This is a genomic window from Bradyrhizobium sp. AUGA SZCCT0177, from assembly GCF_018130125.1.
GTDB lineage: Bacteria > Pseudomonadota > Alphaproteobacteria > Rhizobiales > Xanthobacteraceae > Bradyrhizobium.
Map to the genome: position 1 here is coordinate 62,609 of NZ_JAFCMA010000027.1, position 15,934 is coordinate 78,542.

Annotated in this window: 18 protein-coding genes and 1 tRNA gene; 15 read left to right on the forward strand and 4 right to left on the reverse strand. The window is 63.1% G+C overall.

All coding sequences use genetic code 11. The features are described from left to right. Window positions 1-70: 70 nt before the first annotated feature. Window positions 71-238, reverse strand: coding sequence for a hypothetical protein (locus JQ597_RS27530; protein ID WP_212268623.1), 168 nt, complete (start codon window positions 236-238; stop codon window positions 71-73). 315 nt (window positions 239-553) lie between these two features. Between JQ597_RS27530 and JQ597_RS38140 the strand changes: the two genes are divergently transcribed. From JQ597_RS38140 to JQ597_RS27540, 3 genes are all read left to right on the forward strand, one after another. Next, window positions 554-676 carry a hypothetical protein gene (locus tag JQ597_RS38140; RefSeq protein ID WP_283813455.1) on the forward strand — a complete coding sequence of 41 codons (123 nt, stop codon included), beginning with the start codon at window positions 554-556 and terminating at the stop codon, window positions 674-676. A 28-nt stretch (window positions 677-704) separates the two neighbouring features. Then, window positions 705-1,445, forward strand: a complete 741-nt coding sequence (locus tag JQ597_RS27535; protein WP_212268625.1) for a hypothetical protein — start codon at window positions 705-707, stop codon at window positions 1,443-1,445. Between the two features lie 126 nt (window positions 1,446-1,571). Next, entirely contained in the window at window positions 1,572-2,033 is a 462-nt protein-coding gene (locus JQ597_RS27540) for a hypothetical protein (protein WP_212268627.1), read from the forward strand. Window positions 2,034-2,117: 84 nt separating this feature from the next. Here JQ597_RS27540 and JQ597_RS27545 read toward each other — a convergent pair whose 3' ends face one another. Next, entirely contained in the window at window positions 2,118-3,134 is a 1,017-nt protein-coding gene (locus JQ597_RS27545) for a polysaccharide deacetylase family protein (protein WP_212268629.1), read from the reverse strand. A gap of 212 nt (window positions 3,135-3,346) precedes the next feature. Between JQ597_RS27545 and JQ597_RS27550 the strand changes: the two genes are divergently transcribed. Together JQ597_RS27550 and JQ597_RS27555 are read left to right on the forward strand one after the other, a co-directional pair. Beyond that, complete coding sequence (locus JQ597_RS27550) at window positions 3,347-3,625, forward strand: hypothetical protein (RefSeq protein WP_212268631.1); 279 nt, start codon at window positions 3,347-3,349, stop codon at window positions 3,623-3,625. 182 nt (window positions 3,626-3,807) lie between these two features. After that, window positions 3,808-4,023, forward strand: a complete 216-nt coding sequence (locus tag JQ597_RS27555) for a hypothetical protein (protein WP_212268633.1) — start codon at window positions 3,808-3,810, stop codon at window positions 4,021-4,023. Between the two features lie 61 nt (window positions 4,024-4,084). Here JQ597_RS27555 and JQ597_RS27560 read toward each other — a convergent pair whose 3' ends face one another. Continuing rightward, window positions 4,085-5,773: an MFS transporter gene (locus JQ597_RS27560; protein ID WP_212268635.1), complete on the reverse strand. Its 1,689-nt coding sequence runs from the start codon at window positions 5,771-5,773 to the stop codon at window positions 4,085-4,087. Window positions 5,774-5,922: 149 nt separating this feature from the next. Between JQ597_RS27560 and JQ597_RS27565 the strand changes: the two genes are divergently transcribed. From JQ597_RS27565 to JQ597_RS27595, 7 genes are all read left to right on the forward strand, one after another. Next, window positions 5,923-7,287 carry a hydrolase gene (locus JQ597_RS27565; RefSeq protein ID WP_212268637.1) on the forward strand — a complete coding sequence of 455 codons (1,365 nt, stop codon included), beginning with the start codon at window positions 5,923-5,925 and terminating at the stop codon, window positions 7,285-7,287. Between the two features lie 162 nt (window positions 7,288-7,449). Next, on the forward strand, window positions 7,450-8,853 hold the full coding sequence (locus JQ597_RS27570; protein ID WP_212268639.1) for a cytochrome P450: 1,404 nt from the start codon (window positions 7,450-7,452) through the stop codon (window positions 8,851-8,853). A 57-nt stretch (window positions 8,854-8,910) separates the two neighbouring features. Further along, window positions 8,911-10,323: an adenylate/guanylate cyclase domain-containing protein gene (locus JQ597_RS27575; RefSeq protein ID WP_212268641.1), complete on the forward strand. Its 1,413-nt coding sequence runs from the start codon at window positions 8,911-8,913 to the stop codon at window positions 10,321-10,323. A gap of 204 nt (window positions 10,324-10,527) precedes the next feature. Continuing rightward, on the forward strand, window positions 10,528-11,055 hold the full coding sequence (locus tag JQ597_RS27580; RefSeq protein WP_212268642.1) for a tellurite resistance TerB family protein: 528 nt from the start codon (window positions 10,528-10,530) through the stop codon (window positions 11,053-11,055). Window positions 11,056-11,271: 216 nt separating this feature from the next. Continuing rightward, window positions 11,272-12,051, forward strand: a complete 780-nt coding sequence (locus JQ597_RS27585; RefSeq protein ID WP_212268643.1) for an SDR family NAD(P)-dependent oxidoreductase — start codon at window positions 11,272-11,274, stop codon at window positions 12,049-12,051. Between the two features lie 140 nt (window positions 12,052-12,191). Continuing rightward, window positions 12,192-12,998, forward strand: coding sequence for a glutamine amidotransferase (locus JQ597_RS27590; protein ID WP_212268644.1), 807 nt, complete (start codon window positions 12,192-12,194; stop codon window positions 12,996-12,998). A 129-nt stretch (window positions 12,999-13,127) separates the two neighbouring features. Further along, window positions 13,128-13,937 (forward strand): enoyl-CoA hydratase, encoded by an 810-nt coding sequence (locus JQ597_RS27595; RefSeq protein ID WP_212268645.1) that lies wholly within the window; start codon window positions 13,128-13,130, stop codon window positions 13,935-13,937. A 136-nt stretch (window positions 13,938-14,073) separates the two neighbouring features. On the opposite strand, the gene JQ597_RS27600 is transcribed toward JQ597_RS27595, so the two are convergent. Continuing rightward, window positions 14,074-14,149, reverse strand: a tRNA-Ala gene (locus JQ597_RS27600). Between the two features lie 182 nt (window positions 14,150-14,331). Here JQ597_RS27600 and JQ597_RS27605 point away from each other — a divergent pair. The 3 genes from JQ597_RS27605 to folD are packed head-to-tail and all read left to right on the forward strand — an operon-like array spanning window position 14,332 to window position 15,857. Beyond that, window positions 14,332-14,622 carry a YggT family protein gene (locus tag JQ597_RS27605; protein ID WP_212268646.1) on the forward strand — a complete coding sequence of 97 codons (291 nt, stop codon included), beginning with the start codon at window positions 14,332-14,334 and terminating at the stop codon, window positions 14,620-14,622. Between the two features lie 19 nt (window positions 14,623-14,641). Continuing rightward, complete coding sequence (locus tag JQ597_RS27610) at window positions 14,642-14,971, forward strand: DUF167 domain-containing protein (RefSeq protein WP_212268647.1); 330 nt, start codon at window positions 14,642-14,644, stop codon at window positions 14,969-14,971. 1 nt (window position 14,972) lies between these two features. Further along, window positions 14,973-15,857, forward strand: coding sequence for a bifunctional methylenetetrahydrofolate dehydrogenase/methenyltetrahydrofolate cyclohydrolase FolD (folD, locus tag JQ597_RS27615; RefSeq protein ID WP_212268648.1), 885 nt, complete (start codon window positions 14,973-14,975; stop codon window positions 15,855-15,857). Window positions 15,858-15,934: the final 77 nt, after the last annotated feature.

The following is a 15,934-nucleotide window of genomic DNA, read 5'->3' on the forward strand; positions in this document are numbered from 1 at the left end:
TTTCCGACGAGTCCGAGGCGTCTTGCGGAGTACCAAGATCATTCCGACAACCTCAGGGCTCGAGATCTATCTAGAACAATCCAAAAAAAGTTTTGGGCTTACTGTCAGCGATCATCTTGGCAAGGATGCGCTCATATTCCGCTTTCGTAACTTGCTGCTTCGCGCCGCCGTACACAGCTGCAAGCGCTTCATCGGTCAGCACGTCAGGGGCTGCAATCTGCTGGGTCTGCGTGTTCATGGCTCTCTCTGCTGTTGAGTCGGGCGCGACCGTTCGCGTCCTGTGATTGGGAGAATGCCTGAAGGTGAAACGGCGCGCTGTTCCCCAGGTAACAGCTGGTTCTGTAGCCGACTACGTTCCAGCGATGGTGCCCGCTGTTCTCAGCCCCGAGGTGGCCGTGCCGGCATTTTCCGTGCCCATCCCGCGCCGTTAACCCTCCATTAACCATGTCGGCGCACCCTGCGTCGTCCCTTCTGGAAACGAGTGTGCGGCGAGAAGCCGTCTCCGCTGTCCCGGTGACCGGCTTTTTGCCTTTCCGAACCGTGGAGTAGAGCCATGTCTGAACCGGGCAAGGTGCAACTGGGGGTAAATTTGCTTTCCGCATTCACATCGACAATTGCCGTTGCCCTGGTCTTGGGCTTGCCAATGGCGGTCGCTATTATCTGGCTTTGCTCCTGATTTCTTCGCCTGGCCAGAGGGCAAGGCAGTGTTTGACTGGTGGAAATCGAAAAAGCCTTCGACGAAGTCCGCCGACACGGGGCGCGTTGGCGGACCGCACGCGATCCTTGAAGAAATACGCAGCCGCGTTCCGCGATACCTCGATGATGCCGATAACGGCAAACTGATCTATCCGGCCTGCAAGCGGGCGCTTTCGGATCTGGATGGCGATATCAGCTCGGTTTGGGATCACACCCGGCTCGAAGCGATGCGATATGTGACGATGGTGCCAAGCCCGCAATTCGAGTTGCTGACCGGTGCGGACCGCCAGATCGAGATGATGAACGCTTATCTGTTTCAGCGCCCTCACGACGAGACCGTGATCGATTTCACCGGAACTGCGACGACCGATTTTGCGATCGCTATTTTGGCTGGCCTCAATTGGATGACACATTGCGCTCAATTGTCCGGCGTTCACCCCGGCAAGCAGTCCGGCACGATTCGTAATTTTCGAAGGATTGTCACGTTGGCGCACCAATGGTGGCTCACCGAGGGAGCCGGCGAACGCGCCAGCCAATTGCTTGATAATGGAGAGCAGCCACCACTGATGTTCTATTTGATTTGGAACGACTACACGCAACTGGCAAAGCACGTCGCGGCAGCCACCGTATTTGGATCGTCCATCAACCGTGCAGCAAAGCTGGTTGCACTTCCCGCCGACATCATTCCCCGTTTTGAGGCCGCTCAAGATCCCCTGGAACTGGCCGACGGCGCAGCACGGCCCCGCTAGTGTTGTGCGCCCACGGGTTCGAATGCCGGCACCCCGCCCATCGTACACGCCCTTACGTGACCTATCTCACATAACGATCCGCGGTCCTCGCCTAGTTTTCCCGCCACCAAAAACGGGAGACACATCATGCGCAAACTCATTCTGATCGCAGGGTTCGTTTTGGCGTCTGCCACCGCGCAAGGAGGGGATAACCGGAGCCTCTCGCTGGCCGGAAGCGGCCTGCAGACGACCGCCCCGGCACCCGCCCCCAAGGCAAACACAATTTCGCAGACCGCCGAAGCCCCGCGCGTTGCGGAAGTCGCGCAAGCAGCCGAAGCGCCAAAGGCGGACGCGCCGAAGACCGAGGCTCCGAAATATGTCGAGCGTCCGGCGATCGTCGAACCCAAGCCCGAACGCTACAGGGACGAGCCGCGATACAAGGAAGAACCGCGATATCGGGATGAGCCGAAATACAAGGACGACCCCCGATACTCGGACTCGCGTCGGCCGTATGACGATGGTCCGCGCTACGATAAGCCCCGGAAGAAGCGTTACTGGAACGAAGCGCGCATCATCAACGAACTGCGTCGGCACGGCATCTACTGGTAATCCGAGAAAACAAGATGCGCCCCCGGATCAATCCGGGGGCGCGTTGCTGCTTGGGATGATTGCGTTGGCGGCGCCGCGATCGCCTTAGTCCTGAGCCGTCTGCACCACGCTGGCGATCGGGCGGCTGGCAACGGTCGGGACCTTGAGGTCCTTGACCAGCATCGCATCATACTCGGCCAAGGTCTCAAGCTGCACCTTGGCCTTCATCAGCACGACCTTGTAGCCGCCGGCCTTGAGGCGGCGCAGCAGCGTCGGCAGCGCGGTCGCCGTGTGCTTCTGCAGATCGTGCATCAGGATGACGCCTTTGCCCTGCTTGTCGAGCTTGGTCATGACGTTCTGGATGACCTGGTCGGGACCGCTCGATTTGAAGTCGTTGGAATCGACGTCGACCGAGAACATCGAGATGTTTCGCGTGCCGAGATAGGCCAGCGTGGGTTGGGTGTGTCCGAGCCCGGGGAAGCGGAAGAACGGCGCGGGTGCAGCGCCGATCGCCATCTTCACGGCGCTGAAGCCCTTCTCGATCTCTTCCTTGGCCTGCGCTTCCGTCATCTTCTTACTGTCGAGATGCGCGTGCGACCAGGTGTGCGAGCCGACGGTGTGGCCGGCTACGAAAACCTGGCGGAGGATTTCCGGGTGATAGGTGGTGTGCTTGCCGACCGGGAAGAACACCGCCTTGGTGCATTCGTCCGCCAGCGCCTTCAGCACCGCAGGCGTGGTCGGCCACGGACCGTCGTCGAAGGTCAGCACGACCTCTTTCTCGGTCAGGAAGTCGAATTGCTTGTATTGCAGGAAACCGAAACCCGGTCCGCCCGTGGTGTCGATAATGACGGTGCGGCTGACGCCGAGCGCATCGGGATTGGCGCAAACGGATTTTGCGACCACCGGCGCAGCAGGTGCCGGCGGCGGGGCCGGCTTCGTGAGCGAAGCCGTTACCTCGACGTCATCCTTTGGCTTGGCGGCGGCCGGCAACGGCTCGGCCTTGCGGGCGGCGACAGTTTGAGGGGCCGCATCAGCACGCGGCGAGGAGGTCCAGAACCAAACACCGGCGATCACAGCCGCCGAAACAACAGTGGCCAGCATCAGGCCTAACGCATTACGCATCGCTACACTTTCCACATAACGCAAGGGACACAACGCAACGGGCCATTAATGCCAATAAGGTCTTAACGCCTCCCCAACACGGCGCCGGGAGTTCAGGAAAATTAGGGGCTTATCTCTGTGTGATGAACGTCACAGCGGGGTGTGGGAACCCCGGTGCATGGTGCGGTCATCAACAAGGGGCCCCGCATCCGCGGCGCCAATGGGAGCCGAAAATGACCGCTTTCTTCACCACCGTTCGCAACGTCAGCATTGCGCTCGCCGTTGCCGCTTCGCTTTCCGCTGTTACCTCGACCGCGGGCTACGCCTTCAGCGAAGAAGCCCGCTCGCAGTGCACGGGCGATGCCTTCCGCCTCTGCAGCTCCGAAATCCCGAACATTCCGAAGATCACCGCCTGCATGGTCAAGAATCGCGGCAATCTCTCCAGCGGTTGCCGCGCGGTGATGGACCGCGATTTCGCCGCGCAGAAGTCCAGCAAGGTCGCCGCGCAATAATCCCATTCCGCTTCGGCTCTCGAAAAGCGCTTGCGTCGATGCGACGCAGGCGTTTTTTCGTTTCCCGGCCGCTGACTTCCTGCACCAAACCGTCTTTTGCCGGATCAGGTCCGGGCTGGCTTTCGCCTGAAAACGCGATAGAAGGCGGGGATCGTTTATTGCTGTGTGTGAAGGCAACTAAGATGACCAGATTTCTTTTCGTTATTCCCTTGGTTCTGATGACCTCAATGGCTTCGGCGCAGCAGCAGCCGGGCCATGACGCCTGCGCCCGCGACGTCTCGCGCTTTTGCCGCGCCCAGATGAATGACGGCGACATGGTCGTGCTGGCGTGCCTGCAGCAGCACCGCACTCGTATCAGCAAGGGCTGTCAGCAAACGCTGGCGAGCCACGGACGGTAGTTAGTCTCTCCGTCATTCCGGGTTCGATGCTTCGCATCGCCCCGGAATGACGTGATTGGATTTACGTACTGCTCCCCGCCACGGTCGCGACCGGCAACACCTCGTTAGCCGCGCGATCGGGCGTATCTTCCTTCCAGCGCACCGATCCGAACGGCCGCTCCAGCATGCGGCGCACGCGGATCGGCTCGGGTCCGAGGTGGAAGTCGATCGCGCGCTGATGCAACGCGCGTTCGGATTGCGTCGCGCGGTTGCGCTGGCGCAGATAATCCAGCCAGGTCGGGCAATGATAGCGTTCGGTCCACAATTCGGGATCGGCGATGTCGCGCGCGATCGACCAGCCATAGGCGCCGTTGCGCTGGCGGCTCAGCTGCACTTCCTGCATCACATTGTGGAACAGCCGGGCGTTGTCCTGTGCCACGCGATATTCGATCTCGACCACCAGCGGTCCGCTGCGTCCGGTCAGCGACAGCCGCACTTCGGGATCGGCCAGCACTTCGGTGGCAGCCTCGTTGCGCGCGCCGACCGGCGGCATGCGCAGCCAAATGCCGAGAACAGGCGAAACCAGCATCAGGCCTGCGGAGACCAGCAATGCGGCCTCGACGCCGGCGTAGTCCGTAAGATGGCCCCAGCCCCAGCTCCCGACCGCGATGCCGCCGGCGATCGCGGCCTGGAAGGCCGCCAGCGAGCGGCCCGCGACCCAGCGCGGCGCCGAGAGCTGCACGCCGATGTTGAACAGGGCGACCGCCAGCATCCACACGCCGCCGGCGAGTACGAGGGCCGCTGCGGTCAGCGCCGCGTTCTTGCTGAATGCGACGGCGGCAATCGCGCCGGCCATCGATATCGCGCAGGCGCGCACCGCGGCTTCGCCGCTTAGCCGCTTGCGCACTTCCGTGATGTTGAGCGCCCCGATAACGGCGCCCATGCCGAAGGCGCCCAACATGATGCCGTAGGTTTGCGCGCCGCCATGCAGCAGATCGCGCGCCACCAGCGGCATCAGCGCAGAGACCGAACCGCCGATCAGTCCGGTGACCAATGTTCGTATCAGCACGATGCGGATCGACGGCGAGTTGGCGATATAGCGCACGCCGGAGACCATCGCGCGGTTGAGACGCTCGCGCGGCAGGCGCGACGGCTCATGGGTGCGGTTCCACAGAAACAGCACGACCATCAGCGGCAGATAGAGCACCGCGTTGACCGCGAACGCCGCGACCGCACCCGCGGTCGCGACCACGATGCCGCCGACCGCCGGTCCAAAGCTTCGCGCGATGTTATAGCTGATGCCGTTGAGCGCGACGGCCTGCGGCAATGTTTCCGCCGGCACCTGCTCGCTGACCGAGGCCTGCCAGGCCGGCCCGAACAACGCCATGCCGCAGCCGACGATGAAGCACAGCGCCAGCAGCACATTCGGGGTGACGAGGTCAAGCCACGCCAGCACGGTCAGCGCGGTGGCGCCGACCAGTGCGATCGACAGCGAGACCAGCGCCACGACGCGCCGGTCGTGCATGTCGGCGATGGCGCCGGCCGGCATCGAGATCAGCATGATGGGGAGCATCAGCGCGGTTTGCACCAATGCGACCTTGTCGGCCGAGGACGTCATCTGCGTCATCGCCCAGGCCGCGCCGACGCCCTGGATCAACAGGCCGAGATTGGACACCAGGCTGGCGAGCCATATCCGGCGGAACACCGCGTGCCGTAGCGGCGCTGCGATGCTGTCGGCGGCAAAACGCGAGCGCTTCGGCTGGTCGGTCATGGTCCGTTCCGCCTGTCCCCTGTCACTGGTTTGATTCCATTTGATTTTAAAGTGATGCCTGCGAAAACCCCGCCCTGTCCAGTAGTTACACCGCTCTCGGTGGTGCTAGGACACAGCTAAAGTACTGAAAAGTAACGGAAGGTCACATAATGAGTCTATCGCGGCGATCGATCCTGAAAAGCGCCGGCGCGCTATCTTTGCTGGGCGGCCCCTTCGGATTCGGGGCGTTGGCACAGGCTGTGCCTGCGGCCGCCGAGATTCCGCCGATCCTGTTCGTGCACGGCAATGGCGATCATGCCGCTCTCTGGATCACCACGCTGTGGCGGATGGAGTCGAACGGCGTGCCGCACGATCGGATGTTCGCGATCAACTTCACCGATCCCCTGGCGCGCAGCGACGACAAGATGGAGCAGCCGAACCGTTCGTCGACCGAAGACCAGCGCCGCGAACTCGCGGAAGCGATCAAGGAACTGAAGCGCCGCACCGGTGCGCCGCGCGTCGCGCTGGTCGGCAATTCGCGCGGCGGCAATTCGATACGCAACTACGTCAAGAACGGCGGCGGCGGCGATGTCGGCCATGCCGTGCTGTGCGGCGTTCCCAACCACGGCGTCTATGACTGGGACGACGGCCTCGGCGGCGAGTTCAACGGCCGCGGGCCTTTTCTGCGCGGCCTCAACGAGGGCGAAAACGAGGTTACGGCGGGCACGGCATTTCTGACGCTGCGCAGCGATGGCATCGACAAATTCGCGCAAGCCGACGGCCGCTTCGTCGGCAAGCCGGGCACGCCAACCGGCGTGACCGCAGAAGGTCCGGCGCTGAAGGGAGCAACCAATCTGGCGCTTGGGGCAATCGATCATCGCGAGACCGCGTACCATCCGCGCGCGTTCCGCGAGATCTACAAATTCATTGCCGGCCGCGAACCGTCGCGTCTCGATATCGTGCCGGAAGCGCAGGTCAGGCTGAGCGGGCTGGTGACGGGCACGCCGACCGGCGTTCAGACCAACCGTCCGGTTTCCGGCGCAACGGTCGACGTCTATCGCGTCTCCGCCGAGACCGGCGAACGCAATGGCGGGCCGATTCATTCTTCGCAGACCGGCGCCGATGGCCGCTGGGGTCCGGCGCAGGTCGATCCCAGCTGGTACCTCGAAATCGTGCTGACCTCGCCGCACGCGACCACGACGCATTTTTACCGTTCGCCATTCCCGCGCTCCTCCGACATCCTGCATTTGCGGGCCGCCCGGCCGCTCGGGTCTGCCGATTCCGGGGCCGGCGCTGTCGTGCTGATGTCGCGGCCGCGGGGCTATTTCGGTCTGCCGCGCGACGTGGTGCTGTTCGACGGCAAGGAGCCCAAGGACGTGAAACCGGGCGTGCCGACCGATTCGGTCACCACCTTGCGGCTTCCGGCCGAGGAGGCGGGCCGCGCCGTGGTGGCGCTGTTCAACCAGGAGCGAATCGTGGCGCGGGCCTGGCCGGCAGCGGAAAACCGGATTGCGGTAGCTGAGCTGACTTATTAGCTGTTTCTCGACCATTCCCGGTGCCGACGCCTTTGTCATGCCGGGATCGGAGACATAGATAGATATTGGATAGATTTTGGCCCGCATGAGCGCAGCGATATGCGGGGCTTTGGCACCATCCCGGATATCGCTTCGCTCATCCGGGCTACGAAAGTGGCGCCCATGAGCATTGCCGAAGCCTACGATATGCCGGTCGCGCAGCCGCTGGTGCCACCGAGCCCGCCGCGTGCGCCTGACGACATGACGATGCTGCGGCGGATCAAGGCGATCCGCGAGAACGTGATCGGCAGCTGGGGCCAGCGGGCCTATGAAGAGGACATCGTCCGCGGCCGTTTTTTCCGGCGCAGCACCTTCATTCTCAACACGCCGGACGCCATCCGGCATGTCCTGGTCGACAATTACGAGAATTATACGCGCACGCCGGCCAGCTTCCGGGTGCTACGGCCGCTGGTCGGCGACGGATTGTTGACCGCCGAGGGACGCGCCTGGAAACATCAGCGCCGAACGCTGTCGCCGGCCTTCACGCCGCGCGCGGTGACGACGCTGGTTCCGCACATGCTGGCCGCTACCGACCAGACCATCGCCAAGCTCAGGGCCGCCAGCAATGCGCCGGTCGATTTGCGCGAAGCGATGCAGCGGATGACGCTGGAGATTGCCGGACGCACGATGTTTTCGTTCGGTATGGACCGCCATGGCGCCGCCTTGCGCAATTTCGTGACGGAGTATGGCGAGCGGCTGGCGTCGCCGCATTTTCTCGACATGCTGCTGCCGCCGCGCTGGCCAAGCCCGCAGGATTTCGCGCGCGCCCGCTTCCGCAAGCGCTGGACGGCCTTTGTCGGCATGCTGATGGAAGAGCGCCGCGCCGCCGGCAAGACTGAAGGCGCCCCGCCGCGCGATCTGTTCGACCTGATGGGCGCGGCGCGCGATCCCGAAACCGGCGATGCCTTCACCGACGAACAACTCGGCGATGAAGTCGCGACCATGATTCTCGCAGGCCACGAGACGACTGCCACCGCGCTGTTCTGGTCGCTCTATCTTCTGGCACTCGACCCCACGACCCAGGAACAGGTTGCGGCCGAGGTGCAGGGCGCGAGCGTCAATGGCGAGCTCGCCACCGTAAACGGGGCGGTTGACATCGAGCGGTTGAAATTCACCCGCGCGGTGGTCGACGAGACCATGCGGCTTTACCCGCCCGCTTTCCTGATCATACGCGCGGCGGCCGGGCCGGATACGATCGGCGGCATGCCGGTGAAGAAAAACGACGTCGTGCTGATCGCGCCGTGGCTGCTGCACCGGCACGAAAAGCTCTGGCGTGATCCGAACGCGTTCGTGCCCTCGCGCTTCATGACGGGGACGCCGCCCGATCGCTTCGCCTATCTGCCGTTCGGCGTCGGCGCGCGCGTCTGCATCGGCGCGCATTTCGCGCTGGTGGAGGCGGTGCTGGCGCTGGCCAAGATGATCGGCGCGTTCCGTATCAGCATGGTCGACAAGGCGCCGGTGATGCCGGTCGGCGTGGTGACGACCCAGCCGGACCGCTCACCGCTGTTTGCCATCGAGCCGCGGTAATGCGCATGGCGCATTGCCTGGCTTGGAGGCCCGCTCAAACTGCTCTAGGCTGCGATCATGAGTGACGTAAAAGCGCAATTTTCCATGCTCAATCAGACCGCCGATCCCGCGGTGGCCGATGCGATCCGGCTTGCGGTCGAGAACGGCCAGGACCATGAGCTCAACCGCATCAACGTGCTGGATTTTGCGAAACGCAGCGGGCTGGACGAAGAGCGGGTGATTTCGGGCTTTCTGCACGCGTCGCGGCTTGGATTGTTCGACCTGACCTGGAACGTGTTGTGCCCCGGTTGCGGCGGTGTGCTCGGCGCCCACAGCACGCTGAAATCGCTCAGTCCGGACGACTACCATTGCGGCCTTTGCGCCTGCGGTTACGAGGCCTCGGTCGACGAGCAGGTCGAGGTGGCCTTTACCGTCAGCCCGCGGGTCAGGCGTATCGCCGCGCATGATCCCAATACGCTGCCGGTCTGGGAATACTACAAACAGATGTTCTGGAGTTCGGGCATCGATTTCGACGCGGCTGATATCGCGACGCTGGCCGACGAAGTGACGCTGGATACGCTCGAACTGCCGGCGGGCGAGAAGGCGGTGCTGTCCCTGCAATTGCCGAAAGAATTCATCATCGTGTTCGAACCGGTGACGCATTCGGCGGAGTTCATCGACGTTCAGGGCGAGCCGACCAAGGAACGCCAGCAGCTGTCGCTGGTCTACAACAAGACCGCGACGCCGACGGGCGGAACCAGGACCCTGCGTCCAGGACCGCTGCGATTGTCGCTCGACAATCAGGCCGATGTGCGGACGTTGCCTACGGTCTTTATCGCGGGTGATGTGATGCATCACCTGATCGGCAAGCGGAAACCGTTTCTCACGGCCAAGCGGATGCTGTCGAACCAGACCTTCCGCGACGTGTTCAAGGCCGACAATCTCAGCGTCGATCAACGCCTCAAGATCACGTCGCTGACCTTCCTGTTCACCGATCTGAAAGGATCGACCGCCTTGTACGAGCGGGTCGGCGATCTCGCCGCGTTCGATCTGGTGCGCGCACATTTCCACGCGCTGCTGGAAATCATCTCGTCGGAAAAGGGCGCCGTCGTCAAAACGATTGGCGATGCCGTGATGGCGACGTTCATCAAACCTGAACACGCGATCGTTGCAGGCTTGCGCATGCGCTCCGCGATGGACGCCCTCAATGCTGCGCGCGGCACCGAGGACCTCGTCGTCAAGATCGGCATTCACGAAGGCCCGTGTCTTGCGGTCATGCTCAACGACCGCCAGGACTATTTCGGCCAGACCGTGAATATCGCCGCGCGTGTGCAGAGCCTGTCGACCTCGCAGGAAATGCACATCACCGGTCCGGTGATCGAGTCGCCTGCGGTTGCTGGCATCCTCGAGAGAGAAGCGATCAAGCCGATCCAGAAACAGGCGGCGCTGCGCGGCATCGCCGACAAGATCGTGGTGTACGAAATACCGTAGAGATGGGTCCGTCATTCCGGGGCGATGCGAAGCATCGAACCCGGAATCTCGAGATTCCGGGTCTGGTGCTAACGCGCCATCCCGGAATGACGACGTGATCCAGATTGCGTAAACGTAATGCTTCTCCAGCAGCCCCCGCGCATTGCGCGGCCTGATTTTCCACGCCATATAACCGCTATCAATCTTCGTTCCATAGAGGTGTCGATGCTCGACGGACTTCGCCAATTCATCGCCGACATTGTCTCCCCCGATGCGAATCAGGATCGGGCGTTCGACGATACCGGGTATCTTCTGGCGGCGACGGCGCTGCTGGTTCACGTCGTCTCGCTCGACGGCGAGCCGACGGCGCTGGAGAAGCGCAAATTGCACAGCCTGATCGAAAGCCGCTTTGAGCTCGATCCCGGCACCGCGGACCGATTGATTGCCTCGGCGACGCGGGTCGAAGGCGACGCGGTCGATCTCTATCATTTCACCAGCGTCATCATGCGCAGCGTGAATGAGGAGGGCAGGCTCCGCATCGTCGAGATGATGTGGGAAATGGTCTATGCCGACGGTGACGTCACCGAGTTCGAGGATAACGTGCTCTGGCGCGCCGCAGATCTCCTGGGCGTCTCGTCGCGCGACCGTATCGATCTCAAGCACCGTGTCGCGGAGCGGCAAGGAAATTCCGAAGGCAAGTCTCAAGGCAAGCCCCTCGCGGGCGCGACGAAGGCGGCCGACGCGACGACGTAAGCGCTGTGCCTAGCCGCAGATGACGAAACTTTAATGTGGAGCGCGGCCCGCGATCCCGACGCGCGATAGACCCTGAAAATACTGGACTTCGATCCAGCAAACGCGTGCCTTTGCATGGCGATATGCTTGCGGGGTGGCTTGCGTCGCACCACAAGCCTATGCTCTCGTTCTCCCGTTGGGCGGCATTTCCGTAATTCATTTTAAGAGCATTCGATCGTGACTGAGCGTGTGGCGCTGATTACCGGTGCATCGGCGGGCATCGGCACCGAACTGGCGCGCGTGTTTGCTTCCAGGGGCCATCGCGTGGCGCTGGTGGCGCGGCGCGCGGACCGGTTGACGGCGTTGGCGGCTGAAATCACGGCGGCCGGCGGTGCTGCGCCGATCGTGATTCCCTGCGATCTCACCCAAACGGGGGCGACCGACCAGATTGCCGACGCACTGACGGCGGCCGGCGTCGAAGTGGAATATGTCGTCAACAATGCCGGCTTCGGCGTGTTCGGCAAAGCGATCCAGCGCGATCGCGCCGATCAGCTCGACATGATCACGGTCAACATCCGTGCACTGACGGATCTGTCACTGCGGTTTGCCGATCAGCTGATCCGCCATCGCGGCGGCCTGCTCAATCTGGGCTCGGTCGCGGGTTTTCTGCCCGGCCCGGGGATGGCGGTCTATTACGCGTCGAAGGCCTATGTATTGTCGTTCACCGAAGCGATGCGGGCGGAACTGGCGCCGCGTGGCGTCCGCGTCACCGTGGTGTGTCCGGGCCCGGTGCCGTCGGAGTTCCAGGCCCGCGCCGGCTTTGCGCCCGGATTCGATTCGGTGATCCTCAACGTCCTGCCCGCCGATGTCGCCAGACAGGCCTATGACGGGCTGATGGCCAACAAGCGCGCGGTGTTGCCCGGTCTTGGCATCAAGATCGTGCCGTTCCTGCTCAGGTTCTTCCCGCGCTCGTTCATTCTGGCGGCGGTCGGCCGTTTCCAGCTGCGCAAGCGCTGAAAAGCGGCGTGATACGCCTCACAGACGCTCTGGCCCGCGATTTGCTTACAGATATTTGCAAATATCTGCAGGCCCCGCATGAACTCACCTGAAATTAAGACTCACTTAGGTATGGTTTTGGTTTGAGGCCCTGAGCATCGATGTCGTTCCGGTCGCGAAAAAATGGCGAAAACGTCCTGCCCTTTCCGGGGCGAAGGGCGCTGGCTGCCGCACCGACCCAAGAAACCCTACCTCTGCTGCCGGTCCTGATCGTCCTGCACCAGGAGAGCTCGACGCCGGGCCGGGTCGGCAACGCGCTGCGTGCGCTGGGGCATACCCTCGACATTCGCCGCCCGAGGTTTGGCGACCCCCTGCCGGAAACGCTGGATCTGCATGCCGGCGCGGTGATCTTCGGCGGCCCGATGAGCGCCAATGACGGCGACGAATATGTGCGCCGGGAGATCGACTGGATCGAAATTGCCCTGCGCGAGCAGCGGCCGTTCCTCGGCGTCTGCCTCGGCGCCCAGATGCTCGCCAAACAATTGGGCGCGCCGGTAGCACCCCATCCGCAAGGCCGTACCCAGATCGGCTATTACCCGATCCGCCCGACGAAAGCCGGCCACGCGGTTTGCCCGAACTGGCCGGATCAGGTTTACCACTGGCACCGCGAGGGGTTCGAACTGCCGGTCGGCGCCGAATTGCTGGCGGAGGGCGACGACTTTCCGGTGCAGGCGTTCCAGTCTGGCCATGCCTTCGGCTTCCAGTTTCACCCCGACGTGACCTACGCGATGATGCATCGCTGGACCACGCGCTGCGAGACAATGGATTTGCCGGGTGCGCGGGCGCCGCATTCGCACTTCGCCGATCGCGCGGTGCACGACGTCGCTGAGCGCGAGTGGCTGCAGCAATTCATCGCCGGCTGGCTCAAGCGCATGCCGATGTCGATCATGTCGGAAGCTGCCGAATAGCCGCCACGCGGAATTTCCCCGCGCCTCCACGCGCCTTTCAAAATCATCAGATGTGCTAATCTGTCCGCAAGGCGTGGCCGAAAGGCTCGCGCGCGAAACTCAATAAAAGAAAACAAGAGGGAGATCGCCGTGGACTATCAGCATATTCTTTATGAGGTCAGCGAGAAGGTCGCGACCATTACGCTCAACCGGCCGGACCGCATGAACGCGTGGACCGCGATCATGGAGCGCGACGTGCGCCATGCGATGGAAACGGCGGCCGCCGACGACAATGTGCGCGTCATCGTGCTGACAGGCGCGGGTCGCGCGTTCTGCGCCGGCGCCGATATGGAAGGGTTGAAGGGGATCGATCCCAACGAAATCAGGCGCGGCGAGAACACGCCGTTCGACATGAACCGGCGTGCCGACTGGCAGACGCGTTACGCTTATTACCCGGCGATTCCAAAACCCGTGATCGGCATGCTGAACGGCGCCACCGCCGGCATCGGCCTCGTGCATGCGCTGTATTGCGATCTGCGCTTTGCCGCCGACAACACCGTGTTCACGACCGCGTTCTCGCGCCGCGGGCTGATCGCCGAGCATGGCATCAGCTGGATGCTGCCGCGAATCGTCGGCCACGCCAACGCGCTCGATCTGCTGATGTCCTCGCGCCGCGTTTCCAGCGAGGAAGCGCTGCGCATCGGCCTCGTCAACCGGCTCTATGCGCCGGATCAATTGCGCGAGCAAACCAACGCCTATGCCCGCGACCTCGCCGATTTCGTCTCGCCCAGCGCGATCTCGGTGATCAAGCGCCAGCTCTACGACGTGCCGTTCCAGACGCTCGCCGAGGCCACCATCGACGCCAACCGGGAAATGCAGATCGCGCTCAAGGGCAGCGATTTCAAAGAGGGCGTAGCGAGCTTCATGGAGAAGCGGCCGCCAAGGTTTACGGGGAAGTGAGGGGGAGTAGCCCGGATGAGCGAAGCGATATCCGGGACTTTCCGGCAGACCCCGCTACGTACTCTGTGTGTTGAACCAGCCCGTCGTCGCCCTTCGGGCTATGCCGGGCGCCACGCGTAGCCCGAAGGGCGAAGCGTGGTGGAGCCAGGCGGGATCGAACCGCCGACCTCGTCATTGCGAACGACGCGCTCTCCCAGCTGAGCTATGGCCCCGTCGCGGCCGCCCAAACTGAGAACAGGCGACCGACAATCGGCGCCATTTACAGTCCGGCCCAAGGTCAAGTCAAGAACGGTTAAAGCGCCGATTCCGGGGTCTTTTTGATGGGAACTTCCCTTGTTTGCGGGGGGATGAACCGATATCTAGCAGGTTACCCCACCTGCGAGCCCCCTCCATCATGCGCGCTGTCCTCGACATCATCTCCATCGTCCTCGACCTCTATATCTGGCTCTTGATCGCCTCCGCCATCCTGTCCTGGCTGATAGCCTTCAATGTCGTGAATACGCGCAACCAGTTCGTCGCGGCGGTGGCCGAATTCCTCTACCGGATCACCGAGCCGGTGCTGGCGCCGATACGCCGGATGCTGCCCAGTCTGGGCGGGCTCGACATCTCGCCGATTGTCCTGATCCTGATCATCATGTTCATCCAGCGGGTGATCGCCTACTACATCTATCCCAACGTCATCTGATCGAGGGCGCCGCGAATTGATGGATCCTTGGCGTTATTCCACCGAGGGCATCAGTGTGGCGCTGCGGGTCACGCCGCGCGGCGGCCGCGACGACATCGACGGGATTGAAACGCTCGCCAACGGGCGTTCCGTGGTCAAGGTGCGGGTTCGCGCCATCGCCGAGGGCGGCGAGGCCAATCGCGCGGTCATGGAACTGATGGCAAAGGCGCTCGGCGTGCCCAAGGCCAGGGTGAAAATCCTGTCGGGCGTGACATCGCGTCTCAAGCAGGTTGCCGTCGACGGCGATCCCAAATCGCTCGGCGATACCTTGCGCAGGCTGACCGCAGTCAAACCGGATACGAAGGATTGAGATGACCGCCCGCATCATCGATGGAAAGATCATTGCAGCAGAGCTCCGCGGCCGCGTTGCCGGCGAGGTCGCACGGATCAAGGCCGCGCATCAGATAATTCCGGGGCTCGCGGTGGTGCTGGTCGGCAGCGACCCGGCGAGCCAGGTCTATGTCCGCAGCAAGCACAAGCAGACCCAGGAAGCCGGCATGGCGTCGTTCGAGCACGTGCTGCCCGAAGACGTCGCGCAGACGGACTTGCTGGCGTTGATCGCGCAACTCAATCGCGATCCCGCGGTGCATGGCATTCTCGTGCAACTGCCGCTGCCGAAATCGCTGCATACCGAGACCGTCATCAATGCGATCGATCCCGCCAAGGATGTCGACGGGCTGCATCCGAACAATGCCGGGCGCCTCGCCGGTGGCTTTGCCGCGCTGTCGCCGTGCACGCCGCTCGGCTGCATTATTCTCACCAAGAGCGTGCATGCCTCGCTCGAGGGCATGAACGCCATCGTGATCGGCCGCTCCAACCTGGTCGGCCGTCCCCTGGTGCAGTTGCTGCTCAATGAAAACGCGACGGTGACGATCGCACATTCGCGCTCGCGCGATCTGGCGCAATTATGCGCCCGCGCCGATCTGGTCTATGCGGCCGTCGGCAAGCCGGAAATGGTGCGCGGCGACTGGATCAAGCCGGGCGCTACCGTGATCGACGTCGGCATCAACCGCCTGCCGGCCGCCGACGGCAAGACGCGCCTGGTCGGCGACGTCGCCTATGCCGAAGCGCTCAACGTCGCCGGTGCGATCACGCCGGTGCCGGGCGGCGTCGGGCAAATGACGGTGGCGTGCCTGCTGGTGAACACGCTGCGCGCGGCGTGTGCGATTCATGGGTTGCCGAAGCCGGCTGTTTAGGGTCTCACACGCGAATCTCACCTCGTCATTGCCTGCGACAAACGCGAAGCGTTTGCGCACGGGAGCGCAGCGACGAA